General features: G+C 67.0%; 24 protein-coding genes. 10 read left to right on the top strand and 14 right to left on the bottom strand.

What is annotated here, in order from left to right:
* Positions 1-2 precede the first annotated feature (2 nt).
* Positions 3-863 carry an S-methyl-5'-thioadenosine phosphorylase gene (mtnP, locus tag BN984_RS09760; protein WP_008092066.1) on the top strand — a complete coding sequence of 287 codons (861 nt, stop codon included), beginning with the start codon at positions 3-5 and terminating at the stop codon, positions 861-863.
* A gap of 7 nt (positions 864-870) precedes the next feature.
* On the opposite strand, the gene BN984_RS09755 is transcribed toward mtnP, so the two are convergent.
* The 7 genes from BN984_RS09755 to BN984_RS09725 form a co-directional block, all read right to left on the bottom strand.
* Positions 871-1,347: a hypothetical protein gene (locus tag BN984_RS09755; RefSeq protein WP_049913371.1), complete on the bottom strand. Its 477-nt coding sequence runs from the start codon at positions 1,345-1,347 to the stop codon at positions 871-873.
* Between the two features lie 32 nt (positions 1,348-1,379).
* Entirely contained in the window at positions 1,380-2,531 is a 1,152-nt protein-coding gene (locus BN984_RS09750; protein WP_049968601.1) for a segregation and condensation protein A, read from the bottom strand.
* Positions 2,524-6,231 (bottom strand): chromosome segregation protein SMC, encoded by a 3,708-nt coding sequence (gene smc / locus BN984_RS09745; protein ID WP_049968125.1) that lies wholly within the window; start codon positions 6,229-6,231, stop codon positions 2,524-2,526. The genes BN984_RS09750 and smc overlap by 8 nt, the downstream gene beginning before the upstream one ends.
* Positions 6,232-6,315: 84 nt before the next feature.
* Positions 6,316-6,624 (bottom strand): DUF7518 family protein, encoded by a 309-nt coding sequence (locus BN984_RS09740; protein ID WP_008092056.1) that lies wholly within the window; start codon positions 6,622-6,624, stop codon positions 6,316-6,318.
* A gap of 105 nt (positions 6,625-6,729) precedes the next feature.
* Positions 6,730-8,067: an amidohydrolase gene (locus BN984_RS09735; protein WP_049968124.1), complete on the bottom strand. Its 1,338-nt coding sequence runs from the start codon at positions 8,065-8,067 to the stop codon at positions 6,730-6,732.
* 46 nt (positions 8,068-8,113) lie between these two features.
* On the bottom strand, positions 8,114-8,578 hold the full coding sequence (locus BN984_RS09730; RefSeq protein ID WP_008092052.1) for a hypothetical protein: 465 nt from the start codon (positions 8,576-8,578) through the stop codon (positions 8,114-8,116).
* Position 8,579: 1 nt separating this feature from the next.
* Positions 8,580-9,464, bottom strand: coding sequence for a DUF3100 domain-containing protein (locus BN984_RS09725; protein ID WP_008092050.1), 885 nt, complete (start codon positions 9,462-9,464; stop codon positions 8,580-8,582).
* A 170-nt stretch (positions 9,465-9,634) separates the two neighbouring features.
* Between BN984_RS09725 and gatB the strand changes: the two genes are divergently transcribed.
* On the top strand, positions 9,635-11,125 hold the full coding sequence (gatB, locus tag BN984_RS09720) for an Asp-tRNA(Asn)/Glu-tRNA(Gln) amidotransferase subunit GatB (protein ID WP_008092047.1): 1,491 nt from the start codon (positions 9,635-9,637) through the stop codon (positions 11,123-11,125).
* 66 nt (positions 11,126-11,191) lie between these two features.
* On the opposite strand, the gene BN984_RS09715 is transcribed toward gatB, so the two are convergent.
* Both BN984_RS09715 and BN984_RS09710 read right to left on the bottom strand, forming a co-directional pair.
* Positions 11,192-11,890, bottom strand: coding sequence for a hypothetical protein (locus tag BN984_RS09715; protein WP_049968123.1), 699 nt, complete (start codon positions 11,888-11,890; stop codon positions 11,192-11,194).
* A 75-nt stretch (positions 11,891-11,965) separates the two neighbouring features.
* Entirely contained in the window at positions 11,966-13,393 is a 1,428-nt protein-coding gene (locus tag BN984_RS09710) for an MATE family efflux transporter (protein ID WP_008092044.1), read from the bottom strand.
* A gap of 247 nt (positions 13,394-13,640) precedes the next feature.
* Here BN984_RS09710 and BN984_RS09705 point away from each other — a divergent pair, with 247 nt between their 5' ends.
* Complete coding sequence (locus tag BN984_RS09705; RefSeq protein ID WP_049968122.1) at positions 13,641-16,163, top strand: DNA topoisomerase I; 2,523 nt, start codon at positions 13,641-13,643, stop codon at positions 16,161-16,163.
* Here BN984_RS09705 and BN984_RS09700 read toward each other — a convergent pair.
* Positions 16,160-17,164: a restriction endonuclease gene (locus BN984_RS09700; RefSeq protein WP_049968121.1), complete on the bottom strand. Its 1,005-nt coding sequence runs from the start codon at positions 17,162-17,164 to the stop codon at positions 16,160-16,162. The two genes, BN984_RS09705 and BN984_RS09700, sit on opposite strands and share 4 nt — an antisense overlap.
* Before the next feature lie 105 nt (positions 17,165-17,269).
* On the opposite strand from BN984_RS09700, the gene BN984_RS09695 reads away from it, so the two are divergent.
* Positions 17,270-17,992 carry a phosphoglycerol geranylgeranyltransferase gene (locus BN984_RS09695; protein ID WP_008092041.1) on the top strand — a complete coding sequence of 241 codons (723 nt, stop codon included), beginning with the start codon at positions 17,270-17,272 and terminating at the stop codon, positions 17,990-17,992.
* A 24-nt stretch (positions 17,993-18,016) separates the two neighbouring features.
* Here BN984_RS09695 and BN984_RS09690 read toward each other — a convergent pair whose 3' ends face one another.
* Together BN984_RS09690 and BN984_RS09685 are read right to left on the bottom strand one after the other, a co-directional pair.
* Positions 18,017-18,775, bottom strand: coding sequence for a DUF4013 domain-containing protein (locus tag BN984_RS09690; RefSeq protein ID WP_081909191.1), 759 nt, complete (start codon positions 18,773-18,775; stop codon positions 18,017-18,019).
* Between the two features lie 75 nt (positions 18,776-18,850).
* Positions 18,851-19,435, bottom strand: a complete 585-nt coding sequence (locus tag BN984_RS09685; protein ID WP_049968119.1) for a cupin domain-containing protein — start codon at positions 19,433-19,435, stop codon at positions 18,851-18,853.
* 158 nt (positions 19,436-19,593) lie between these two features.
* Here BN984_RS09685 and aspS point away from each other — a divergent pair, with 158 nt between their 5' ends.
* The 6 genes from aspS (at position 19,594) to BN984_RS19735 (ending at position 24,138) form a co-directional block, all read left to right on the top strand.
* Positions 19,594-20,898: an aspartate--tRNA(Asn) ligase gene (gene aspS / locus BN984_RS09680; protein ID WP_049968118.1), complete on the top strand. Its 1,305-nt coding sequence runs from the start codon at positions 19,594-19,596 to the stop codon at positions 20,896-20,898.
* Positions 20,899-21,183: 285 nt separating this feature from the next.
* Positions 21,184-21,624, top strand: a complete 441-nt coding sequence (locus BN984_RS09675) for an SHOCT domain-containing protein (RefSeq protein ID WP_008092037.1) — start codon at positions 21,184-21,186, stop codon at positions 21,622-21,624.
* Between the two features lie 71 nt (positions 21,625-21,695).
* Positions 21,696-22,532 carry a pantoate kinase gene (locus BN984_RS09670; protein WP_049968117.1) on the top strand — a complete coding sequence of 279 codons (837 nt, stop codon included), beginning with the start codon at positions 21,696-21,698 and terminating at the stop codon, positions 22,530-22,532.
* A gap of 97 nt (positions 22,533-22,629) precedes the next feature.
* A complete protein-coding gene (locus tag BN984_RS09665; protein ID WP_008092035.1) occupies positions 22,630-23,385 on the top strand; it encodes a 4-phosphopantoate--beta-alanine ligase in 756 nt (251 codons plus the stop codon).
* Between the two features lie 45 nt (positions 23,386-23,430).
* Positions 23,431-23,931 (top strand): hypothetical protein, encoded by a 501-nt coding sequence (locus BN984_RS09660; RefSeq protein ID WP_244877460.1) that lies wholly within the window; start codon positions 23,431-23,433, stop codon positions 23,929-23,931.
* A gap of 57 nt (positions 23,932-23,988) precedes the next feature.
* The gene (locus BN984_RS19735; RefSeq protein ID WP_181950692.1) at positions 23,989-24,138 is read left to right on the top strand and encodes a hypothetical protein; all 150 of its coding nucleotides are present in this window, start codon (positions 23,989-23,991) and stop codon (positions 24,136-24,138) included.
* Positions 24,139-24,144: 6 nt separating this feature from the next.
* Here BN984_RS19735 and BN984_RS09655 read toward each other — a convergent pair whose 3' ends face one another.
* Together BN984_RS09655 and BN984_RS09650 are read right to left on the bottom strand one after the other, a co-directional pair.
* Entirely contained in the window at positions 24,145-25,218 is a 1,074-nt protein-coding gene (locus BN984_RS09655; protein WP_049968116.1) for a molybdopterin-dependent oxidoreductase, read from the bottom strand.
* 112 nt (positions 25,219-25,330) lie between these two features.
* Complete coding sequence (locus BN984_RS09650) at positions 25,331-26,311, bottom strand: glutathione S-transferase family protein (protein ID WP_008092030.1); 981 nt, start codon at positions 26,309-26,311, stop codon at positions 25,331-25,333.
* Between the last annotated feature and the right edge of the window lie 176 nt (positions 26,312-26,487).

Here is a 26,487-nt window from a genome sequence, read left to right as displayed (position 1 = left end):
GTATGAAGATCGGATTCATCGGTGGCAGCGGTATCTACGAGGCGCTCCCGCTGGAGAACACCCGCGAGGAACCCGTCGAGACGCCCTTCGGCGAGCCCTCGACGACGCCCGTCGTCGGCGAGTTCGGCGACACCGGACGCGAGGTCGTCTTCCTCCCGCGACACGGCCCGGACCACCAGCACTCGCCGACGACGCTCCCCTACCGCGCGAACATCTTCGCGCTGAAGCAACTCGGCGTCACCCACGTCCTCGCCAGCAACGCCGTCGGCAGTCTCAAAGAGGACCTGCCGCCGCAGACGCTCGTCGTCCCCGACCAGATTTACGACCGCACGAAACACCGCCCGCTTACGTTCTTCGACGAGGGCATCGTCGTCCACCAACCCTTCGCGATGCCGTACGACGAGGAGCTCGTCTCCATCCTCGCCGAGGCCGCCGAGGAGGCGACCGACGCGCAGGTCCAAGCGGGCGGCACCTACGTCTGCATCGAAGGCCCCTCGTACTCCACGAAGGCCGAAAGCGAACACTACCGCGCACAGGGCTGGGACGTCATCGGCATGACGACCATCCCCGAGGCCAAACTCGCCCGGGAGGCCGAGATGGCCTACGCGACCATCACCGGCGTCACCGACTACGACGTCTGGAAGGAAGACAGCGAAGTCACGCTCGACGAGGTGCTGAAAAACGCCGCCGCCAACGAGGAGGCCATCAAGGAGACCGTCGAGGCCGCCATCCGCAAGATTCCCGACGGCCACGAGACCGACAGCCACTCCGCACTCGAAGGGACCATCAACACGCCCGACGAGGCCATCCCCGCCGAGACGAAACAAAAGCTCGCGCCGCTCATCGACGAGTACGTCGACTGAGCCGGCCTCAGTCGTTCAGTTCTGCGGATTCTGGCGAGTTGCCCTCCGGCTCCGGGGCCTCGCCTTCGCCGCGCGCCGCCTCGTCGTCCGGCGAGAACTCGACCGCGTGACAGCGCGCGCAGTACGCGTTTTCGCCGCGGTCGGTCGTCGCGAGCGGGATGCCGGCCGCCACGAGTTGCGTGCTGAACTCCCGAGCGACGCCGCTTTCGTCCGACTCGCCGCAGACGACGCACTCGCGGACCGCCCGCGGCGACGTGACCACCTCGCGGACGCGACCGAACGAGGTCGGACTGTACGAGACGTAGCCGGGAAAATAGCAGTGCAACCAGAATATGGGCAAGAAAAACAGGAGCGCCCACGTCCAGATGGCAGACTGGGGAAACAGGATAGCCGCCGCGAGCGCCGCGAACAGCGTCGACGTGACGAGCGAAACCGCGACCGTCAACCGCCGGAGCGTGCTGGAGAGCAGGGTCGGATGGGGCACGCCTGAGAGTGACGACGGGCCCGATAAAATAGCTAGTCGTCCGCGATAGCCTCGGCTTCGAGTTCGGGGTCGTCGCCGTCCTCATCAGCACCGTCGGAGCCGTCGGCGACCGCCTCGGCTTCCGGCGCATCAGTTCCGTCGGCGGTCGAGTCGACCCCCGACCCCGCGCCGGGGTCGGCGTCGAACACCTCGGGGTTCCGAATCCAGAGGTCGCCGAACAGGTCGTCCTGCTTGAGGTAGACCGTGCTCCGGTGGGACAGAAACAGGAGCGCGAGGTAGGTCGTCATCACGGTGTCGGCCACGTCGCGAACCTCGGCGAACAGCACCTCGTCGCGGCCCTTCTCGTAGTGCGTCGCGAGCACGTCGCCGACGGCTTCGACGACCGCCTCGATGTCTTCGTTGTGGGCGGTTCCCGTCACGTCGTCCTCCGTGGGCTCGCCCGCGCCGCGCATCTCGCCGGGCGTGTGGTAGTCGAGCGTCTGCGTCCCGCGGGAGAAGCCGCGCGGCGACTCGGAGGTGTCGTACTCGCGGCGGCGCTTCCACCACGACCCGCGTTCGACCTCCCGGAGTTCGCGGACGAGTTCGTCCAGCGTCTCCGGCGACCCGCGGGCGTGCTTGCGTTCGAGCCGACGGTCCATCTCGTCTTCCAGCGCGTCGATGGGGTCGAAGCCGGGCGGGCCGTCGCCGTCGTCGCCCGGATGGCCCTCATCGCCACCGCCCTGTAAGGCGAGTTCCCACGGTTCGAGTTCCTCCTCGTCGGGTTCGTCCGGCGCGAGGAGTTCGTCGGACTTCATGCGCAGGAGGACGCTCGCGTAGAACAGCGCCCGCCCGGTCGTCCGGAGGTCCATCGCGTCGAGGCGGTTCAGGAAGGCGTCTGTGACCTCCACGATGTCGATGTCCCACGGGTCGATGGTGCCCTCCTTTGCGAGTTGGACGAGGAGTTCGACCGGTTCGACCTCGTCGTCGTCGGTCTCCGAGACGTCCTCCGGGAGGACGTCGTCCATCGCGTCGGGTTCGGTGGGGCCGGTGGAGTCAGCGGCGTCCGGAGTGGTGTCGACCGCGGAGCCCGACTCGGCGTCGTCGCCGCCGAACGAGAAGACCGCGTCGTCATCGTCATCCTCGTCGCTCGCGTCGCGCTCGCCGCGCCCGCGAGAGAGATTCAGTTCGGGGATGTCGTCAGTCATCCGCCGGAACCTCCGCTTCCACGTCCGCGTCGGCTCCGCCGCCGTCACCACCGTCGGCGTCGTCGCCGTCGTCGCTTCCGCTGTCGTCGCCGCCGAACCCGTCCGCGTCGCCTCCGTCGCCTCCGTCGCTTCCGGGCCCGCCGTCGCCGCCGAACTGGATACCCGTGACGGCGCTGACGTTGTCGCCCTGCATCGTCACGCCGATGGCGCGCTCGGCGCGTTCGAGGAGCGCGGAGCGGTGCGAGACGACGACGAACTGGGCGTCGCCCGCGAGGTCGTCGACCATCTGGCCGACGCGCTCGGCGTTCGCGGCGTCGAGGAAGGCGTCCACCTCGTCGAGCGCGTAGAACGGCGCGGGGTTGTGCCGCTGGATTGCGAAGATGAACGCGAGCGCCGTCAGCGACTTCTCGCCGCCAGACATGGCGTCGAGGCGCTGGATGGGTTTGTCGCCCGGTTGGGCCTTCATCGTCAGGCCCTCCTCGAAGGGGTCCTCGGGATTCTCCAACTGGAGGTGACCCGTCCCGTTCGACAGGCGCTCGAAGATGTCGGTGAAGTTCTCGGCGATGGCGTCGAACGACTCCATGAACGTCGCCTTCTTCTGGGACTCGTACTGGTCGATGCGGTCGGCGATGGCGTCCCGCTCTTCGACCAGCACGTCGCGGCGCTCTTGGAGGTCTTCGAGGTCGGCCTTCACGTCGTCGTACTCGTCGATGGCGAGCATGTTGACCGGTTCGAGCTCTTCCATCTCCTCGGTGAGGCGCTCGATTTCGGACTCGACCGTGTCGTGGTCGGGAATCTCGTCGGGGTCGTAGTCGCCGACCTGCGATTCGAGTTCGTCGATTTCCCACTCGAGGCGCTCCGCGGCCGAGCGCATGCTTTCGAGCTTCGATTCGACCGCGTTCACCCGGTCTTTCTTCTCGTCGCGGGCGCTCCGAGCCTCCCGGAGGTCGCCCTGGAGCTCCGTGCGGTCCTCCTTGAGGTCGACCAGTTCCTCCTCGAGTTCGGCGACCGCCTCGCGCTTGGCCTCGAGGTCGTCCTCGCGGTCCTCGATTTTCGACTCCGACTCGGAGATGGACTTACGGGCCTCTGCCTTGCGGTTCTGGGCGGCCTCGACCGTGTCGTGGAGGTCGTCGACCGCGTCCTCGGCGTACTGCTTTTCGAGCTGAATCTCGTTGAGTCGGCCGTCGAGCGTGGACATCCGGTCTTCGAGGTCGTCGATGTCCGCGCGAATCTCGTCGGCGCGGGCGGTGAGTTCCGGGATCTCGGAGTCCGCGAGTTCGGCTTCGATGTCCTCGATTGCGGCTTCGACCGTCTCGATTTCGTCGTCGAGGTCGGCGATTTCGTCGTCGAGGTCGGACATCTGTTCGTCCACCGACTCGCGTTCGGACTGGAGTTCGTCGAGGCGGTCGTCGAGGCGGTCGATTTCGGCTTCGGCGTCCTCGATGTCCTCCTCGGCGTCCTCGATTTCGCGCTCGATGGTCCGGACGCGGTCGGCGGCGTCGGAGGCCCGGCCGCGGGCGTCGTCGAGGTCGTCGTCGATGTCTCGAATCTCCTCGTTGAGCGAGCGACGGCGGTCTTCGAGCTTCGTAATCTCCTTCGCGAGGCGGTCGAGTTTGCCCTCGCCGGACTTCGAAAAGGAGTAGCGAGAGCCGCCGCCGGAGCCGCCGGTCATCGCGCCGGAGCGCTCGACGAGGTCGCCGTCGAGGGTGACCATGCGGTAGTCGCCCATCAGGTCGCGGGCGGTCCCCATGTCCTCGACGACGAGCGTCGAGCCGAGGACGTACGAGAAGACGGACTCGTACTGCGAATCGTAGTCGACGAGGTTTCGCGCGAAGTCCACGACGCCGGGGTTGTTGGGCTTGCGCGGCAGGCTCCGGTTGTCCATCTTCGTGATGGGCAGGAACGTCGCGCGACCCGCGTTTCGGGACTTCAGGTGGTCGATACAGGACGAGCCCACGCCGTCGTCGTCGACGACGACGTTGGCGAGGCGGCCGCCGGCGGCCGTCTCACACGCCTTGGCGTACTCGCCGTCGACGGAGCCGAGTTGGCCGACCGCGCCGTGAACGCCGGAGATGCCGGCGTTGAGGATGGTCGTGACGGCTCGGGGCCACGAGTTGTCGCCGTCCTTCCCGGCGCGGGCTTCGAGGCGGGCGTACTCGGACTGCTTGGTCTGGAGTTCGTCCGTGACCTCCGAGAGTTCGTCGTTCAGTTCGGCCTTCTCGGCCTGCAGGTCCTCGATGACGCCGTCTATCTTCGCTTTGTTCTTCTCGGCGGTGTCGAGTTCGCTGTGCAGGTCGGAGACCGTCGCCTTCAGTTCGGGGATGCGCTCGCGGGCGCGTTCGAGTTCGTCCCGCGTCTCCGAAATCTGGTTCGAGCGGCGGCGCGCGTCGTCGAGCAGGCGGTCCTTGGCGCGCTGGCGGTCGTTTTTCTCGTCTTTGAGCTCGTCGAGCGTCTCCTTTCTCGCCGCGAGTTCGGACTTCAGCTCGTCGAACTCGGTGTCGACCGAGTCGATTTCGGCCTGCACCTCGGAGAGTTCGACCCGCTTGGACTGGATATCGCTTTTGACCGACGCCTTCTCGACTTTGACCTCGCGGATGTCGTCTTCGAGGTCGTCGATCTGTTCTTGCTTGCGGTCGATGTCGACGAACGCCTTCCGGCGCTCGGCCTCGGCGTCGTCGCGCTTTTCCTCGGCGGCCTCGATGGCGTTTTCGAGCCGGGAGATGTCGCCCTTTATCTCCTCCATCTCCGACTTGATGCGGAGCTGTTCGTCCTCTCCCTTGCGCTCTATCTCGCGGGTGAGGTCTTCGAGGTCCGCTTCGAGACGGGTGACCTTGCCCTGTCGCTCGTCGAGTTCGGCCTGCAGGTCTTCGAGGTCTGCCTCGGTGGACTCGATGCGCGATTCGGTCCGCGAGAGGTCGTCGCGCTTGTCTTCGAGCTCCGCAGCCTTCAGGTAGCCCTCGTACTCCTCTTTCTCTTCGCGGAGTCCCTTGTAGGTGAGCGCGGTCTCGCGCTCGTCGGCGAGTTGGTCGAGGCGCGTCTCCTTTTCCTCGATGCGGAGGTCCGCCTCGTCGACGCGCTCTTCGACCGCCTCCAACTCCTCGAAGGCGGCGTCTTTCTTCTCGTCGAACTCGGCGACGCCCGCGATTTCGTCGATGATGCCCCGCCGCTGGTAGGGCGTCATGTTGATTATCTCGGTCACGTCGCCCTGCATGACGACGTTGTAGCCCTCGGGGGTGATTCCCGCCTGGGCGAGCAGGTCCTTGATGTCCGAGAGGTTGACGGAGCGCTCGTTGAGGTAGTAGTACGAGTAGTAGTTGTCCGGCGTCTCCTTGACGCGGCGCTTGATGGTTATCTCCTCGACGTCGCCGACCTTGTCGGTGCCGGCGGCGTTGACGACCTGCGACCGGTCGAGCGTCCCCTCGGAGTTGTCGAGGACGACCGTGACGCTGGCCTCCTTGGGCTGTTTCGCGGCCTCGTCGCTCCCGTCGGCGTGACCGGGGTTGTAGATGAGGTCCGTCAGCTTCTCGGCGCGAATCCCGCGAGTGCGGGCGAGACCGAGCGCGAAGAGGACGCCGTCGATGATGTTCGATTTGCCGGAACCGTTCGGGCCCGTAACGACCGTGAAATCCTCGTAGAACGGGATGCGAGTCGGCCGCCCGAAGCTCTTGAAACCGTCAAGGACGAGCTCTTTGATGTGCATGGGTTGGTGTTCACGCGGGCGACGCCCGCAGGTGGAGCGCGCCGCATGAACACGGGGCGCGCTCGCGTCGGACGGCGCGCCCGATTACGCGACGATGATGTCGTCGTCGGGGGTCTCGCCGTCGCCTTCGTCAGTCTCGTCGGTCTCGTCCGGTTTAGTCTCATCGCCGTCGGCCGGCGCCGCCTCGTCGGCTTCGCCGGGCTCCGCGGCGGACTCGGCTTCGGTCTCCCAGTCGCCGCGACGGGTCGCGGCCCGCGAGGGGACGTCCACGTCGTTGGCGTCTTCGAGCTGGCGAAGCCGTTCTTTGGTCTCGACGAGTTCCTCGGTGAGTCCGTTCACGGCGGCCTGCAGTTCTGCGACTTTGGATTCGAGTTCCTCCACCCGGTTACTCATGGGTAACATAGCCCCTCGCGTGAGACATAAATGTGCGTCAGACAATCACCGAAAATGTGATACGTGTGCGGGCGACCCCGCCCTCGAACGCTCGCCGCCGGCCCCTCAGTCTCGGTACGACTCGGTCGTCGTCTTCCGGAGCGAGCGGACCGCCTCGAGGTACTCCTCCCGACTGCGCTTTTCTGCTTTCGCCGCGCGGACCTCGGCCATCGCCTCGGGGCTGGTGAGCAGGTCGACCAGCGTGCAGGCGGTGAGTTTCGCCGGGATGACGTACGCCATCTCCTCGTCGACGACCCGGAAGTCCCGGGCGTGAATCGCGCCCTCGAAGCCGCCGGTCCACGGGTGGATTCCGGGGACGAGCTGCGTGATGTCGCCCATGTCCGTCGAGCCCGAGAGGTGGGCGTGGCCCTCGTCGACGGCGTCGGGGCCGACGATGTCGCGGGCGTTCTCGTCGTAGAACGCGACCATCGTCTCGTCGGTCCGAAGCGGCATGTAACCGGGGTAGTCCTCGATTTCCACGTCGCCGCCGACGCCCATCGCGCCGGAGGCGAGCGCCCGGTTGACCGACTCGTTCGCCTCGGAGACGGCCTCGACGGAGGCCGCGCGGACGTACGACTCCATCGTCACCTCTGCGGGGACGACGTTGACGCCGTCGCCGCCGCGGGTGATGATGGGGTGGACGCGGACGTGGTCCTCGTCGCGGAAGCGCTCGCGCTGGGCGTGGACCGCGTTCATCCCCAGCATCGCGGCGTTGAGCGCGTTGACGCCCTCGTCGGGAGCCGCGCCGGCGTGCGCCTCGGCCCCGCGGTAGGTGACGAACTTGCCGACGAACCCGTTCGTCGAGAAGTCGCTCGTAATCGTCCGCTCGGGCGTGTCGCTGCCGGCGTGCATCATCGCGGCGGCGTCCCAGTCGTCGACGTAGCCGCGGCGGATGAGCTCCTGTTTGCCGCCGAAGAACTCGATGTCGCCCGCTTCGAGCAGGTCGCGGCGGTAGTCGAGGTCGAGGTACTCCTCCGCCGGGACGGCGACGAACTCGACCGCACCGTCGAGGTCGTCGACGACGCCGCTGCCGACGAGGCCGAAGGCGGCCCCGACGAGGTGCGCGAGTTGGGCGTTGTGGCCGCAGGCGTGGACCGCGCCGGTCTCGGGGTCCGCCATCGGGTGGTCCGGGTTGACGAGCGCGTCGAGTTCACCGAGGACGGCCGCGACGAAGTCGCCCGAGCCGGCTCTGGCCCGCGCGCCGGTAATCGCCAGTTCCGTCTCCACGTCGAGGTCGAGGTCCTCGAAGAGAGAGACGACCTTCTCGGTCGTCTTGACCTCCTTGTAGCCGAGTTCCGGTTCGGCTTGCACGTCCTTCGCGAAGGCGATGATTTCGTCGGCGCGGTCGTCGATAGCGTCGCAGACGCGGGCTTTGAGGGCCGCGACGCGGTCGTCGTCGGTCATCGCGTCTCACTCCTGCGGGCGGAGCGGTCGTCGGTGGCGGTCGTCATCAGATAATCCCCTGTGCGGAGAGCACGGCCTGCGAGATGAGCGCGGAGCCGAAGAACGTCCCGAAGAAGACGAACACCGCCACGAGGACGAGCTTCCAGCTGACTTCCTTCATCTTCCCGGTCTGGAGGCCGATAGAGAGCCCCGCGTAGGCGAGAATCGGCGTCGTCGTCGCGAGGAAGTCGACCTTCCCGACGGCGGCCAGAAACGGCGCTTGGACCGGCGAAAACGGGAGCGCCAGGGCGAACGCGAGAATCATCGCGTAGGCGAACGCCGGCAGGTCGAGCGGAACCAGCCGGCCCATGAGCAGGGCGACGAGCCCGATGAGGACGATGAGCGCCATGCCGGGGAGCGCGGCGAGGAAGCCGGTGCCGGTGGCGAGGAGGTTCGCCGTCAGCGTCAGGAACGCCACCACGAGCAGCATCTTCAGCGACTCGACGGAGAACTCCGGGGTCGACATCGACATCTCACTCACCTCCGTCGGTCGCGGCGGTACCGCGGCCGAGTACGGGTGCGAGGACCGCGTAGAGGCGCGTGATGACCGGGAGGCCGACGAGGATGACCATGTAGAGCCCCGTGATGCCGGTCAGGAGGTTGCTCGTCGCGGCGAAGCTCAGAATCTGGTCTTCGGCGACGCCCGCGCCGCCGACGGCCGCCGCCAGCGACGTGGAACAGGCGGTCATCATACTCGCGGAGCCCATGCCGCAGGCCATCGAGAGCGCGAGCGGGTGGAGCCCCGTCGCGGGGGCGAAACCGCCGAGCAGACCGAAGAAGACGGTTCCGAGGACCGTTCCCGTCATGTAGGTACCGAGGACGCCGCGCCCCTCGGGCGACTCGATGCCATACTTGTCGGTGATGACGCCGAGGGTCGGTTCGCGGGCGATGCTGACCGCGGCCCCGATGGACTCGCGCTTGAGGCCCAAAAGCAGGGCGAGCGGGAGGGCGACGAGAATCGTGCCGAGGTTACCGAACTCCTGCAGGACGAACGCCGGGCCGGCCGCCACGAGGTCGTAGAACGACGGCGCGACGAGCGTTCCGTACTTGACGCCGAGCGGCATCAGCGCGATGACCAGAAGCGGCGAAGCGATGCGGCTCACGTCCTCGTCGACGACCCGCCGGAGCGGTTCGAAGAGCGACCCGAGGACGCTGTAACTGAGGACGAGACCGAGGACGACGGCGTACAGGAGCGGCAGGAGCACGACCTGCCCCGGCCCGAGCGGGAACGTTATCGTGCCGACGAGTTCCGCGACGACGACGATGAAAAGAACCGTCAGGTGCGTCCGGAGGTGCGCCGAGAGTCGGCCGCCGGTGCGAATCGGTGCCCATCTATCCGAGGTGGTATCGTTTGTCATATGTGAACGACGTCTGTGAATCGTGGAGATGAAACGCCAGTATATAAAACCTCGTTAGTGATTGTCTGCCGGTTGTGGCAGGGGTCGGTGCCGGGGCCAGCGACCCACGAACGGGCTCCGCTGCGACCAGTCCCGTTAGTCTTTAGCCCACCGCCGTCGAAGCGCGGCCAATGACTGCGCAAGCGCTCGAACAGCGCGAACTCGCGGTCGTCATCGGGTTGGAGGTCCACGTTCAACTCGAGACGGCCACGAAGATTTTCTGTAGCTGTTCGACCGAGCCTGCCGAGGACGAGGAGCCGAACACCCGCGTGTGCCCCGTCTGTCTCGGGCTGCCGGGCGCGCTCCCGGTGCTCAACGAGGCGGCGGTGGAGTCGGCGGTCAAAATCGGCAAGGCGCTGAACGCCGATATCGCTGAGGACACCCGCTTCCACCGGAAGAACTACTACTACCCCGACCTGCCCAAGAACTTCCAAATCACCCAGTACGACGCGCCCATCTGCGCCGACGGGACGCTGGAGGTGTCCGTCGAGGGCACCCGCCGAGACATCGGCATCACGCGCGCCCACCTCGAAGAGGACCCCGGCAGCCTCCAGCACAAAGGCGGCAGCATCGACACGGCGGACTACACCCTCGTCAACTACAACCGCGCCGGTACGCCGCTGGTCGAAATCGTCACCGAGCCCGACTTCCGGAGCCCGCAGGAGACTCGCGCGTTCCTCGCGAAGCTCGAAGAGGTGCTCGAATACCTCGGCGTGTTCGACGCCACCCGCGACGGCTCGCTCCGCATCGACGCCAACATCTCGCTCGTCCCCGCCGACGAGGTCGACGACGACGGCTCGATTTCCGACGAGGCGCTCGAGGCGGCCAACCGCACCGAGGTCAAGAACATCTCCAGCCACAAGGGCGCAGAGAAGGCGCTGGCCTACGAGGTCACCCGCCAGAAGAACGCCATCAAGCGCGGCCGCGCCGTCGAGCAGGAGACGCGCCACTGGGACGAGTCCCGCGGCATCACCGTCTCGATGCGCTCGAAGGAAGAAGAAAAGGACTACCGCTACTTCCGCGAGGCCGACCTCCCGCCGCTCCAGGTCGCCCACTGGAAGGAGGAGATTCCGATTCCGGAACTCCCCGACGCCCGCCGCGAGCGCTTCCACACCGAGTACGGCATCGACGAGGAGTCCGCCTCGAAGCTCACCTCGACCAAGGAGGTCGCCGACTTCTTCGAGGACGTGGCCGCCGAGTTCGACGCCGACCTCGCCGCGACGTGGGTCGCCGACAACCTGCTCGGCGAACTCAACTACCGCGACATGCACATCACGGACGTGTCGGACCGCCTCGACGAGTTCACGCGGCTCGTCGAACTCGTCGACGCCGACGAGGTGACGACGAAGAACGCCGAGGAAATCGTCCTCCGCGAGATGCTCGACGAGGGCAAAGACCCCGACACCATCGTCGACGAAGCAGGACTCGGCAAGGCCGACGACGACGAAATCGGCGGCTTCGTGCAGGAAGCCATCGACGAGAACCCCGACGCCGTCGAGGACTACCACGACGGCGAGGGCGGCGCGCTGAACTTCCTCGTCGGACAGGTCATGCAGAAGTCCAAGGGGAGCGCCGACCCCGGCACCGTGAACCAGTTGCTCCGCGAGCGACTGGACGAGTAACCGACCGTCTTCGGTTTCGCTTCTCCGCGACGAGCGGTCGTTTCCTGTTAGGGTCGGCGTGCGTGGCTACGACCAGTCATCGTCATCATCGTCGCGCCCGAACAGCATCGCCGACCCGAGGACGACCGCGAACCACGTCAGCGCCTCCTCCGTTGCCGGGGAAGACGGAAGCGGACGCTCCACGCCGGTCCGGTAGACGAGGAAGTAGTCGCCGTCGACCTCGAACACTCTCGCGCCCGCGTCCGCAGACCAGAGTTCGCGGTCCGTCGTCGCCGACCCGTCTTCGATAACCGTCCACGCGGTCGGGTACCGGTCGGGAGGTCGAGCGACCCCATCCAGCGCCGCCGCGGCCGAGACGCGCGCCGTCGAGAGGACGTACCGGCCGTCCTCCCACGTCGATTCGCGCTCGAAGACCCGGCCGTCGTAGTACGCGAGGTACGGTTCGTCGGCGTCGAGATGCCCGGACGAACTGAATTTCACGTCCGGGTGGTCCACCGCGAGCGTCCCGTTCAGGGTCGCGGCCTCCAGCGCGCAGTAGCGAGTCACCGACGACCCGACCGAGCAGGCGAATCCGTCGATGCCGTGCCACAACTCCGAGCGAGCGTCGCGGTCGGGGACGACGAGTCGGTTGTCCTCGACCCCGATATCGGCTGACTCGTAGGTGTACGTCGGTCCGGTGAGCCCGAGCGCAGGTCCCCAGAGCGGCGTGAAAATCAGCAGGACCGCGAGGCCGAGACGAAGGTGTTCGGTGGAGGGCTGTCGCATGGCGCTCCCTTCCGACCCGTCGAGGAAAGTCGTTCTGCTGTCAGGTCAGTCGGGAGGGGTCGAAGGTGGTCGAGATTAATCGTCGCCCGCCGCCGGCGTCGCCCCGCGGTCGAGGACGCCCTCGCGCCACGTGCCGAGCCGGAACCACGCGACGGCGACCGCAAAGGAGGCGACGGCACCGACGACGTACGCCCACCAGAGGCCTTCGACGCCCCACGCGAGTCCCGAGACGGGGCCGACGACCGGGAGAGAGACGGTCCACGCGAACGCGACCGCGAGGGCGACCGGGACGCGGAAAATCCACCGCGAGAGGAACGACAGCGCCATCGCGGCCTTGGTGACGCCCGCGCCGCGGAACGCCCCCTGAATCACCATCACGCCGCCGAAGAACGCCCACGACGGGGCGACGATTCGGAGGAACGTCACGCCCGCATCGATGACCGGCTGTTCGTCGATAAAGAGACGCATCGCCTCGGCCGGGAAGGCCACCACGAGCCCCGCGGCGGCGAAGAGCAGCCCCATCGTCCCCGCCATCGCGGTCCACGCGACCGAGGCGGCCCGGTCGGGCGTCCGCGCGCCGAGGTTCTGGCCGACGCCGGTCGCCGTCGCCTGCCCGACCGCGCCGGAGACGGTCCACGAGACAGACATGAGTCGGACGCCGATACCGTAGGCCGCGGTCGCGGTCGGCCCGAACCGGGCGACGAACGCGGCCATCACGACCGCAGAGAAGCTCCGTGCCCAGCCATCGAGAGTGGCCGGGGAGCCGATATCGACCAGCTTTCTGAGGCGCTCCGGGTCGGGGCGGAGGTCGGTGGGGCGGAGTCTGACTCCCCAGTCGCCGCGCAGGAGGATGTAGACGCCGGCGGCCGTCGCGAACAGTCGGGCGATGAGCGTCGCAATCGCCGCGCCGCGGGTTCCCATCCCCGCGATTGGGCCCCAGCCGATGATGAGAATCGGGTCGAGGACGACGTTGAGGCCGGCGGAGGCGACCATGAGCCACATCGCGGTCTTCGTGTCGCCCGCGCCCTGTAGCGCCGCCCGGAACGCGAAAAACAGGAACGTGAGCGGGAGCGAGAGGAAGATGACTTCGATGTAGGCGAGCGCCGCGGTGAAGACGGCTCCCTCCGCGCCGATGAGTTCCAAAAGCGGATGTCTGAACGCGAAGCCGGCGACGGCGAGGACGACCGACACGGCGAGGGTGAGAAGCACCGTCTGGCCGACGACGCGGTCGGCCTCGCGGTCCTCGCCCGCGCCGACGTGTTGCGAGACGAGGGCGATGGTCGCCGCGGTGATGCCCATCGCAGTCGAGACGAACATCCAGCTCGTCGGGAACATGAGCGAGACGGCGGCGACGGCGTCCGCACCGACGCGGCCGACCCAGAACACGTCCGCGAGGTTGTACAGCGTCTGGAGGAGGTTCCCCGCGACGAGCGGCCACGAGAGCGAGAGCAGTTTGGGGGCGATTCGCCCCTCGGTCATGTCGATTCGCGAATCACCCGACACGGTCTCAGGTTCGGCGGGGAGGATGTCAACGCTTCTGGTGTCGCGGGCGCGCTCGGTGTCGAGCCGGGTGGCAAGGCGAGTCGGTGAAATCCGACGGGAGACGCGGCGTGTGGTGGACCGTCGGCAGACACACACCTTCGCGCGCGAAGCGCGCTCACCCGCACGCTCGTATCCGCGCGCGTTGAGGCCGCTACGCTCCGAATTCGGCACGAAAGGTTTAGGACAACCCCCGACATATCGCCGCTCAATGAGTAGGGGTCCGGAACTCATCATCACCGAGAAGGACAACGCCGCGAGGCGCATCGCCGACATCCTGAGCGGCGAGACCGCCTCCGCGGAGCGAATGAACGGCGTGAACGTCTACAAGTGGGGCGGCAAGCGTTGTATCGGCCTGTCGGGCCACGTCGTCGGCGTGGACTTCCCGCCGGAGTACAACGACTGGCGCGACGTGGAGCCGGTCGAGCTCATCGGCGCGCCCGTCGAGAAACACCCCACGCAGGAGAACATCGTCGCCGCGCTCCGCCGGCTCGCTCGCCGCGCGGGGACGGTCACCATCGCGACCGACTACGACCGTGAGGGCGAACTCATCGGGAAAGAGGCCTACGAGCTCGTCCGCGACGTGAACGAGGATGTGCCCGTCGACCGCGTGCGGTTTTCCTCCATCACGAAGCGCGAGGTGACCGAGGCGTTCGATAATCCCGACGACCTCGACTTCAACCTCGCCGCCGCGGGCGAGGCCCGACAGATTATCGACCTCGTCTGGGGGGCCGCGCTCACGCGCTTCCTCTCGCTTTCGGCCCGCCAGCTCGGCAACGACTTCATCTCGGTCGGCCGCGTGCAGGGACCGACGCTGAAGCTCATCGTCGACCGCGAGCGCGAAATCGAGGCGTTCGACCCCGAGGACTACTGGGAGCTGTTCTCCAAGCTGACGAAGGACGCCGACGGTGACGCCGAGTCCTTCGAGGCGCAGTACTTCTACCTCGACGACGACGGCACCGAAGCCGAGCGCATCTGGGACGAGGAGTCCGCGGAGTCGGCCTACCAGACGCTCCTCGGCGTCGAGGCCGCAGAAGTCGCGTCGGTCAATCGCCGCACGCGAACCGACACGCCGCCCGCACCGTTCAATACCACGCAGTTCATCCGCGCCGCCGGCTCTATCGGCTACTCCGCACAGCGGGCGATGAGCATCGCCGAGGACCTCTACACGGCCGGCTACATCACCTATCCGCGGACCGACAACACGGTGTACCCCGACGACCTCGACCCGCGCGAACTGCTCGGCGCGTTCGAGGGCGACCGCCGGTTCAAGGAGGACGCCGAATCCCTCCTCGAACAGGAGGAAATCGAGCCCACCGAGGGCGACAACGAGACGACCGACCACCCGCCGATTCACCCGACCGGCGAACTCCCCTCGGCGTCCGACCTCACCGAAGACGAGTGGGACGTGTACGAACTCGTCGTCCGGCGCTTCTTCGCAACCGTCGCCGAGGACGCCGTCTGGGAGCACCTCCGCGTCGTCGCCGAGGTCGAGGGGCTCTCGCTGAAGGCCAACGGCAAGCGCCTGCTCGAAGCCGGCTACCACGACGTCTACCCGTACTTCAACTCCAGCGAGTCGTTCGTGCCGGACGTCGAGGAAGGCGAGTCGCTCGTGCTGTCCGACACGCACCTCGACGCCAAGCAGACCCAGCCCCCGCGGCGCTACGGCCAGTCGCGGCTCATCGAGACGATGGAACAGATGGGCATCGGGACGAAGGCGACCCGCCACGACGTGATTCAGAAGCTCTACGACCGCGGCTACATCGAGAGCGACCCACCGCGGCCGACACGCCTCGCGCGGGCCGTCGTGGAGGCCTCCGAGGACTTCGCGAAACTCATCGTCAGCGAGGAGATGACCTCGCAACTCGAATCCGACATGCTGGCCATCGCCCGCGGCGAGGCCACCCTCGAAGACGTGACCGAGGAGTCCAAAGAGATGCTCCAGGACGTGTTCGAGGGGCTAATGGAGTCCCGCGAGGAACTCGGCAAGCAACTGCAGGACTCACTGAAAGCCGACAAGACGGTCGGCACCTGCCCCGACTGCGGCGGCGACCTCGTCGTCAGAAAGAGCCGCCGCGGCTCGTACTTCATCGGCTGTGACTCCTACCCCGACTGTACCTACACGCTCCCGCTTCCCTCCACGGGCAAGCCGCTCATCATGGAGGACTCCTGCGAAGAACACGACCTCCACCACATCAAGATGCTCGCCGGGCGCAAGACGTTCGTCCACGGCTGTCCGCTCTGTAAGGCCGAGGAGGCCGACGAGGAAGACGACCTCGTCATCGGGACGTGTCCGGAGTGCGGTGAGGAAGAAGGGGGAGAGCTAGCTATCAAGCGCCTCCGCTCCGGCTCTCGGCTCGTCGGCTGTACCCGCTACCCCGACTGTGACTACTCGTTGCCGCTGCCTCGTCGCGGCGACATCGAGGTGACAGACGAGTCCTGCGAGGAACACGACCTGCCAGAGCTCCGGATTACGTACGAAGGCGACCGCGAGCCGTGGGAGCTCGGCTGTCCCATCTGCAACTACCGCGAGTATCAGGCCCAGCAGAACGGCGAGGGCGGCTCGGACTTAGAGAGCATCAGCGGCATCGGCGCGAAGACCGCCGAGAAGCTGAAAGACGCCGGCATCGAGGACGTGAAGACGCTGAAGGCGTCCGAACCCGACGACATCGCGGCGAAAGTCGAAGGCGTTGGTGCGGATACGGTTCGGAAGTGGCAGACGGCGGCGGATTAATTCCCGTTCCAAACGTATCGTTTTCCCCGGCCGTTTTCGACCGAGACTTCGGGGAGTCGGGCGAGCCAAACGCCGACTGAACTCGCCCGGCGTTTCGCGCTACTCCGCGATAGCTCTGACTCGGATTCGACGAAGTCAACGAGCTCGCTGTGTCCGAACGACTCCGACTCCGAGAGCGGGTGTGCGAGTCGTTCGATTATCTCTGCGTTTCGAATCCCGTCGAGAAGGAGGGGTTCGGCCTCGGCGTTGAGGCCCGCTGTTCGATAGGCGATGTACCGAGCGCCGCTTCGGGTGAGCGACCAGCGGCGCTGTCTGTGGGTCTCCTCGTCGGGCCACTCTTGGTGAACGAACCCGAGAATCCAGCCCGCACCCGCGTACAGGTCCGCGTGGCGGGGCGATACGCCCGCGGACGAGACAATGTCGTCTTTGGTTCCGCGGGTGTCGCCGATAGCCGAGAGAACAGCGTCGAGGGTTTCGAACGAGTTGGCGAGCGGAATTCGTTTCGACGGAACCGTGCTCGTCTCGTCGGTCTCTCCGAACAGGTTCCAGAAACCCTCGTCGGGTTCGAACTGTCCGCCGCCTCGCCGAACGCCGACGCGAAGGTCGACCATCGACTCGAACAGCGCGGAACCGTTCACCAAGTGGATACCCGCCCGCTCGGCGCTTTCGGCGGCTGGTGTGGTAAACGAACTCGTCGTGATGACCGTCCCGGTGTCGCATCCCGTATCGGCTAGCGCGCCCTGAAATCGCTGTATTGCGGGCGAACCGACCGTGTTGCTCGGGTCGTACTGCTTCGCCTGAACGCCGAGCGAAACGTCCAGAAGCGGATTACTGACGCGACCGTCGATGTCGATGCCGCCGTCCTGTCGAAAAGCGGTTACCGAGAACCGCGCCGGGGGAAGCGACTCCGTGAGCACCGACTCGCAGAGTAGTTCGAACTCCGCCGCGGACAGGGACATCGCTCTGTGTTCGACGTATTCGGTCGCGGCGGCAGCGTCCATCGTACACTGGATTTGGTGACAGGTGGGTTAAAATTCACTCCCGACTATGCGTGTGACCCATTTCATCCGCACGCTTTTTACGCCCCCTCAAGCATAGAGCGACCAATGAGCTATCCGTGGGAAGACTGGGACCATATCACCAAAATCGACCCGGACAAGGACCTCGTCGACGGCGAGACGTTCGAAGACGTGTGTGAGACGGGCACCGACGCCCTCGAAATTGGCGGCACGCTCGACATCACAGAGGAGAAGATGGAACGCGTCATCGAGGCCACCTCGAAGTACGACGTGCCAATCTACCAGGAGCCGTCGAACCCCGGCGTCGTCATCGACGACGACGCGCTGGACGGTTACCTCATCCCGACGGTGTTCAACGCGAGCGACTCGTTTTGGATCACCGGCGCGCACAAGGAGTGGGTCCGCATCGAAGACGGCCTCGACTGGGACCGCACCCACACCGAGGCGTACATCGTGTTGAACCCCGAGTCGTCGGTCGCCGAGTACACCGACGCCGACACCGACCAGTCCGCCGAGGACGTGGCCTCGTTCGCTCGCGTCGCCGAGAAGATGTTCGGCCAGAAGATCATCTACGTCGAGTACTCCGGCACCTACGGCGACCCCGAGAAGGTCGGCGCGGCGCACGACGCGCTCGACGAGGCGACGCTGTTCTACGGCGGCGGCATCCACGACTACGACACCGCCTATGAGATGGGCCAGCACGCGGACGCGGTCGTCGTCGGCAACCTCCTGCACGACGAGGGCGTCGACGCGGTGCGCGAGACGGTCGAGGGCGCGAAAGACGCGACGGCCGAACTCGTCGCGGAGTAATCCCCACGGGCACGGGTTCCTCTTCTACGCCGACTCCATCGACTCGGCCGACCCCGAGCTCACGCCGCCAGCGTGTGACTGCCGAGACGCATCGACGTCGAGCACCGACGCGTTCGGCGCGCCGCGACCGAGGAGCGTCGCCGACGCGACGAGTGAGTAGAACGACGCGGTCGCGGCGAGCGCGGTACCGACGGCCGGCACCGCGGCGCAGAGGGCGACGAGCAGGCCGGCCACGAAGCCGACGAGCGCGACGCCAGAGGCGACGCCGATAAACGAGCGGTCGAACGCGAGGTCACGCGTGACTGGAATTGCCGCGACGAGCGACCCCTCGCGGGCGATGGCGACCGTGGCGGCCACCGAGAGATACGAACCCATCAGTGCCGCGAGGCCGGCCGCGACGAGACCGACGGTTTCGAGCGCGGAGAGGCCGAGGAGCCCGAGCATCGCCGGATTGGTCGCATACGTGAGCGTCGCAAGCGAGAGTCCGGAACCCGGAAGCGCGGCGGTCGCGAGGCCGACTGCGGGGAGTTGAAGCGCGACGAGCGCGGCCGAGAGACGAGCGCCGTCGGCGACCATGTCGGTGTAGTCGTCGAACGACGGGAGCGCGGTCGCGTCGCGGTCGCCGGCGCGAACGAGGCGGACCACGTAGCCCGCAAGGAGAACGCCCGCGAGCGGCGTGGCGAACGACGCGAGCGTCGCGAGGACGCCGACGAGCGTCGTATCGAACGAAGTGTCTTCGGCGAGCGGGAGGGCGAACGCGGCTTCGAGGTCTGAAACGTCCATGTCCGAGGCGAGGTGGCCGCGGGTTCGGATATAAACCTCAGCGACGGGTGCGTCGCAGTCGAAGCGAGAGGTACGTCACTCCTCGTCGGTCGGTTCACCCTCCCAGTAGCCGACGGCGGCGTCTCGGGGGAAATAATCGTTGAGCGTCCGGGCGTTCTCGTCGCCGCCCGGCGGCGCACCGCAGAACACTCCGACTTTGCCGGAGTCCGGATAGACCGTCACGTCGGGGTGGTTCATCGTCGAGAGCGCGAGGTACCGGAGCGGTTCGTCGCCGTCGTTCTCGATTTGTCTCGCGTAGTCGGCCCCGGCGGGGAGTGCGACGTAGGTATCCGCTTCGAGGTCGAGGTCGGCCGCGCCCTCTCGTGTCCGGAGCGTGCCCGTTCCGGAGAGCACGTACAGCGCCTCTTCGTTGCCTTCGTGGTAGTGGGTCGGCCACGGGCGCCTCCCCGGCGGGACCTCGTAGAGCGAGCAGCCGAGGTCGCGGCCGCCGGCGCGTTCGGCGAGTCGCTTCCGGCGGAACGCGAATCGGTCGCCCCGCTCGCTCTCGGACCAGTCGAGGTCGGCGACGCGGGCGGCGTTGGGTGCCGGGCCGGACTCCGGGGAAGCGTCCGCGTCGGTTCGCGGTTCGTCCGCCGGCGCGTCCGGTGAGTCGGGAGCCATACCGGGTGGACACGCGCAGCGAACTAAGTACCACGGTACCACAGACCCCGTCAACGCGTGCCTCGTATCGTCCCGCTTCTCGGTGGGTTCGACACTCGAACGCGTCCGAGCGAGGCGAAGACACGATGTTTAAGACGAACGGTCCGGAACCACGTCGTATGCGAAACCGAACGTACACGGCCGACGCCGAACCCGGTGACACGGTCACCGTCGCCGGCTGGGTCCACGAAGTTCGTGACCTCGGCGGCATCGCGTTTCTGATTCTCCGGGACACCTCCGGCAAGATTCAGGTCAAGTTCGAGAAAGACGAGATGGACGACGACCTCGTCGAGACGGGTCTCGGCGTCCACCGCGAGAGCGTCATCTCCGTGACCGGCGAGGTCGCAGAGGAGCCCCGCGCGCCGACGGGCGTCGAAGTCACGCCCGAGAGCCTCGACGTCATCGCCGAGGCCGAAGCGCAGCTCCCGCTCGACCCCTCCGGCAAGGTCGACGCCGAACTCTCGACGCGCCTCGACAACCGCACGCTCGACCTCCGCAAGGACGAGGTCAAGGCCATCTTCGAGATTCGCGCCGAGGTCCAGCGCGCCGTCCGCGAGCAGTTCCGCGACCTCCGCGCCACCGAGATCAACACGCCGAAAATCGTCGCCACGGGGACCGAGGGCGGCACCGAGCTCTTCCCCATCACGTACTTCGGCAAGGAAGCGTTCATGAACCAGTCGCCGCAGCTGTTCAAGCAGCTGATGGTCGGTTCCGGACTCGAACGCGTCTTCGAGGTCGGCCCCATCTTCCGCGCCGAAGAGCACAACACGCCCCGCCACCTCAACGAGGCGACCTCCATCGACTTCGAATCGGCGTTCATCGACCACACCGAGGCGATGGACGTGTGCGAGGCCGTCGTCAAGGCCGGCTACGAGGCCGTCGAAGAGAACTGCCAGGACGAACTCGAAGCGCTCGGTCTCGAAGACGAGTTCGAAGCGCCGTCCGGCGAGTTCCCGCGGCTCAGCTACGAGGAGGCCATCCAGCGCATCAACGCCACGGGCAAGCTCGACGAGCAGCTCGTCTGGGGCGACGACCTCCCCACCGAGGGCGAGAAGGCGCTCGGCGAGGACGTCGGCGAGCACTACTTCATCACCGACTGGCCCAGCGAGATCAAGCCGTTCTACATCAAGGACCACGACGACGACGAGACGCTCTCGACGGGCTTCGACATGATGCACCCGAGCATGGAGCTCGTCTCGGGCGGGCAGCGTGAACACCGCTTCGACCACCTCGTCGCCGGCTTCGAACAGCAGGGCCTCGACCCCGACGCGTTCGAGTACTACACGAAGATGTTCAAGTACGGCATGCCCCCGCACGCCGGCTTCGGACTCGGCGGCGAGCGACTCATCATGACGATGCTCGGACTGGAGAACATCCGGGAAGCGGTGCTGTTCCCACGAGACAGACAACGCCTGAGTCCGTAGACGAAGGCGTTTCTGCGAGTGGGTGCTCGTCGGACGAACGACGTGAGTCCGACGGTGTTCCCGCGCGACCGGCAGCGCCTGTCGCCCGAGGCGACGGCGCAACACGAGCGCGGGAACAGGGAGCAACGCCACGCGTTGCGAGTGAACTCCCGCGCGACTGCCACCATCTGAGCCCATAAGGGCGAAGACGCACCCATCGACGCGACCCATTTTTTGCGAAACAGTCGTTATCTCCCGGACACGTTAGAACACCATGCACGAACGTCGTCGTCGCGGAGGAGACCGATGACCGACCCGAAGCGAATCGTCGACGACGCCATCGACGACGCGGGCGACGACGAGGACTCGGCGCTCGAAGAACTGGTCGCCGGCGTCGTCATGGGGCTCATCTTTCTGGTCGGATTCGGCCTACTCGCGCTCGGAGTGTCGTGGTTCTGGGTCGTCTTCCCGGTCGGCTTCGCGGGCGTGCTCCCCGCCGCGATAGCCCTCGCTCGCATCTACGAGTCCCGTCGCGGCGACGACGCGGCCGAGTCGATGACGACCGAGACCGAAGACGCGCTCGAAACGCTCCGGCGGCGCTACGCGACCGGCGAACTCTCCGAAGAGGAGTTCGAGGCGAAAGTCGAGCGGCTGTTGGAGACGGAGACGGTCGCGGACGCTCGCAAAACGGCGGAATCGCGGCGAACGACCCGTGAGGACGAAGCGACCGAATACGAGCGTTCCTGAGTCAGACTCGGTATGAACGCGGACGCGACGAAACGCAACACCGTTAACCGACCCCCGTCGTAGAACGACCGATGAGCGACGACGCGACGGCGTTCGTGCCCGGCCACGTCACGGGCTTTTTCAGCGCCCACCCCGCCGACGACCCGGCGGTCGCCGGTTCCCGCGGCGCGGGGCTGACACTCTCCCACGGCGTCACCGTGACGGTCGAACCGGCACCGGAGACCACCGTCAGTCTCGACGGCGAGGCGGTCGAGATGCCGCCCGTCGCGGACGTGCTTCGGTCGCTCGGCGTGACGGCCGCCGTCGACGCGGAAAGCGACCTCCCACTCGGCGCGGGCTTCGGCGTCTCGGGCGCGATGGCGCTCGGGACGGCGCTCGCGGCGAACGCGGTGTTCGCCTGCGGCCGGTCGGAGAACGAACTCGTCACCCTCGCCCACGTGGCCGAGGTCCGCGCGGGGACCGGCCTCGGCGACGTGGTCGCGCAGGCCCGCGGCGGGATGCCCGTTCGGGTCGAACCCGGCGCGCCGGCCCACGGCCGGATGGACGGCGTCCCCGCGCGCCCCGAAATCGAGTACGTCGCGTTCGGCGGGCTCTCGACGGCCGACGTGCTGTCCGGGGACACCACCACACTCACCGCCGCCGGGGAGACGGCCCTCGAAGCACTCCGCGCCGAGCCCACGCTCGACCGATTCGTCGCCGAGTCGCGGCGGTTCGCCCGCGACGCCGGCCTCCTGACCGGCGGCCGGGTGGAGACCGCCATCGACGACGTGCGCGCGGCCGGTGGCGACGGCTCGATGGCGATGCTCGGCGAGACGGTGTTCGCGGTCGGGACGGGGCTGTCGGACGCCGGCTACGACCCAGAGCGCTGCCGCGTCCACCCCGCCGGCGCGACGCTGCGGAGCGAGTAGGCGGCCGCGAGGCCTCACCGAGCGGTCGGGGGCGTTGCGGAATCCCGCCCGCCCCGATGAGAAAACGTGTTACTGTCGCGGCGACGACCCACCACCAATGAGCGACATCGAGATTCCCGAGAGCCACCCGAGATACCAGTCGCTTCTCACCCGCCACCGCATCGAGGAGGGCGTCGAGAAGGGTATCACGAGCCGGCAGGGACTCATCGCGCAGGGGCGCGGCGAGGCGTTCGATTACCTCCTCGGCGAGCGGACGATTCCGAGCGCGGACGAGGCCGCGCGGGCGGCCGCGGCGCACCTCCTACGCGCCGACCAGCCGGTTATCTCGGTCAACGGGAACGTCGCGGCGCTCTGCCCCGGCGAAATCGTCGAACTCGCGGCGGCCGTCGACGCCGACATCGAAGTCAATCTGTTCAACCGAACCGACGAGCGCATGCGAGCCATCGTCGAGCACCTGCGCGACCACGGCGCGGACGAGGTGAAGGGACTCACCGCCGACGGGCGGATTCCGGGCATCGACCACGAGCGCGCGAAAGTCGACGCCGACGGTATCGGGAGCGCCGACGTGGTCGTCGTCCCGCTGGAGGACGGCGACCGAGCCGAGGCGCTCGGCGCGATGGATAAAGTCGAAATCGTCGTCGACCTCAACCCGATGTCGCGGTCGGCGCAGGTCGCCACGGTCCCCATCGTGGACAACATCGTGCGCGCCGTGCCGAACATCACCGCTCACGCCCGCGACCTGCGGGACGCCGGTGCGACGCGCGAGGAACTGGAAGCCATCGTCGCCGAGTTCGACGCCGACGCTGCTCTCGACGCCGCCGAGCAGGCGATTCGAAGCGGAAGCGACGAGTGAGAACAGGGAGCAAGATTATTTCTGGGTGACACGAGACGTGTCGATATGGACCGTCAACGAATTCTCGCGGTCGTGATGGCAGTCGCTGGCTTCGGAGCCGTGGTCGCCGGCATTCACCAGGAACTGCTCCACGTCGCACCCGGATACGACGGGACGATAACGACGGGATGGGACGGTCAACTCAACCACGAGGAGAACCTGCTAGCGCGACTCGGGGGCCTCGGTGTCGTCGGGGCGCTGGCCGCACTCCGGTGGAAGTACGCCGCGGCCCTCCCCGTAGCAGTCGGTGGGGTCGAAATCGGCTATTCGCTCGTAGCCGTGTCCCACTACGTCCGGGACCCGGGGCTCTACACCACGGTCCAAACGTTCGACGGGACGACGCGATTTGTCCTCGGGGCGGAACCGTTCTTACTCGTCGTCGGCGGCCTCCTGTTCCTCGGTGCCGGCTTCGTCGCGTGGCGAACTCACGGTGAGCGCGCCGCGACTGTACGAGCGTTCACCGACGCGGGACGAAAACAGCATCTCGCGGGATTCCGCGATGAGTGATGACCAGCGACCCCGCCCACAGAAAGTATTTCCACGTTGACAAGCATAGCGACGAGCATGCCCTCCACCGATTCGAGCGCACCCGACGAAGTCGGGGTGACGAACGTACAGGATGCGTCGCCCGACGACGCGACCGACGAGGACGACGAGACTGAGAAGACGATTCTGGACCGCCTCGTCGACGTGCTGTGGATTCTCCCGTGGTGAGCGCCGCTATCCGAATCCGCTCACCAGCACCGCGAGCCACTGCGCCGGGTCGCGTCGCCGGCGCACCTCGACCGCATCGACCCACTTGACCCACTGGAAGCCGCGTCGGTTCGGCGCGACCAGTCGGAGCGGCGCGCCGTGGCCGTGCGAGAGCGGTTCGCCGCCGACCCGGGTCGCCAACAGCATCTCTCGAGCCTCCGCGATGGGGAAGGACCACCGAAAGCCCGTCACCGACCGGACCGTCACCCACCGCGCTGACGAGTGAACACCGGCGCTATCGAGCGCGTCGCCGAGTCTCACGCCGGTCCAGTTCTGCTCGGTGTACCACCCGCTCGTGCAGTCCAAGAGGACCGACCGCGTCTCGTCGGGCGCGAGGTCCGCCCGGTCGAGTTCGAGGGGGCGGTCAACTAACCCCGCGACCGAAAGGGACCACGAGTCGGGGTCGACGGGGTCGGGGTCGTCGGCGACCCAACTCGTCACCGGAAAGGCGTCGTTGCCCTCGCCGGGCGGGAGCGGCCGCGACCCGGTGAATCGGCGACCGACGCCGCGGAGCGCCCCAACCGTCTCGGTCGCCCGGTAGCTCGCCGCGCCGAAGACGAGTATCGCGCCGTACTGGAGCGCCCGGCGTCGCTCCGCGAAGTCGACCGCGCGGGGCGCGCGGAAGCGCGACCGGAGGTGGACGAGAAGGACTGGAATGACGAGCAGGCCGAAGCCGATGTGGACGTTGAGAAGCGTCCAGAAGGCGATTCGGACCTCGACGCCGAGCACCCACGCGATGCCGGTTCCGAGTGCCGCGAGCGCGACGACCGCGAGGAGAATCGAGACGGCTGTGTGGCGGTCCCGGAGCCGCGAGTCGATGACGCGGTGGCGGACCCGATAGAGTTTGAAGCCGACGAGCGCGACCAGCGAGAGGCCGGCGACGCCGTGGACGACGAACAGGAGACCGTTGGCCGGGTGGCCGGCCCCGAGGCTCAGCACGCCCGAGAGCGTCTCGAAGACGACGAGCGCGAAGATGGACCAGTCGACCGCCCGCGGCGGCGGTTCGAATCGCCGGAGCGCGCGGGTCGCGCGGCTTGCCATGAGAAGTGATAGCGTTTCGAACGGGAATAGGGTGTCGAGAGAGGCGGCGAGAACGGAGCCGAGTGCGAAACGGAGACGGAGACGGAGACGAGCGCGAAAACCGAGCGACGGCTCAGTTGTCGGCCGTCAGCGCCGCGGGAAGGTCCGCCGGGAGGCGGTCGCGGTCGTGTTCCGCCTCGAAGTCGAGGTCGGGACCGACGCCGTAGATGCGCTTGGGGTTGATGTCGCCGTGGCTGACGAAGTAGTGCCGGACGATGTGGTCCATGTTGACCGTCTTTGCGACCCCCGGAAGCTGGTAGAGTTCCTTCGTGTAGTTCCAGAGGTTGTCGTACTCGTGGATGGCCTTCTTGTTACATTTGAAGTGCGTGTGGTAGACGTGGTCGAAGCGAATCAGCGTCGCGAACATCGCGATGTCCGCCTCGGTGAGCACGTCGCCGGCGAGGAACCGCTGGTCGTCGAGGACCTCGTCCCAGTGGTCCAGCGCGTCGAACAGTTCCTCGACGGCCTCCTCGTAGGCTTCTTGGGTCGTCGCGAATCCGGCGCGGTAGACGCCGTTGTTGACCGGCTCGTAAATCTCGTCGATGAGGCGGTCGACCTCCTCCTCGTAGCCGTCGGGGTTGAGGTCCGCGTCGTGCTCGGCGAGGGGGTCGAACGCCTCGTCGAGCATCCGCATGATTTCGCGTGACTCGTTGTTGACGATGGTCTCGCGCTCTTTGTCCCACAGCACGGGCACGGTGACGCGTCCGGTGAACTCGTCGTCGGCGCGGAGGTAGATGTCGCGGAGGAACTCCTTGCCGTACAGCGGGTCCGGGAGGTCCTCGGAGAACTCCCAGCCGTCGTCGATGCGGACGGGTTCGACGAGCGACAGCGAAATCGCGTCTTCGAGGCCCTTCAGCGCGCGCGTCATCGCGGTGCGGTGTGCCCACGGGCACGCCCGGCAGATGTAGAGGTGGTATCGCCCGGCCTCGACCGGGAACCGCTCGTCCTCGCCGACCCAGTTGCGGAAGTCGGTCGTCTGGCGCTCGAACTCGCCGTCTTCGTTGTTGGCGACGAACTTGTCGGTTCGCCACTCGCCTTCGTAGAGCATGTTCATGCTACCACGACCTGGAGTGCTTGCATGTCCGTTCGTTGGGACGTGAACACCAAAAGTTGGGAGGCGACATCGGTGTAACCGGCCGGCGATGGAGGACTAGAGACGCGCGCGCCACCTCGTGTAAGAAAGTCGTCAAAATCGACACAGCCCCGTGTGATTCGATTATACAGTCTCTT

The sequence above is a fragment of the Haloferax prahovense genome (assembly GCF_000723845.1).
GTDB classification, from domain to species: Archaea; Halobacteriota; Halobacteria; order Halobacteriales; family Haloferacaceae; genus Haloferax; species Haloferax prahovense.
Note: the sequence above shows the minus strand (reverse complement) of the source record. Positions and strands in the feature narration are given on the sequence as shown.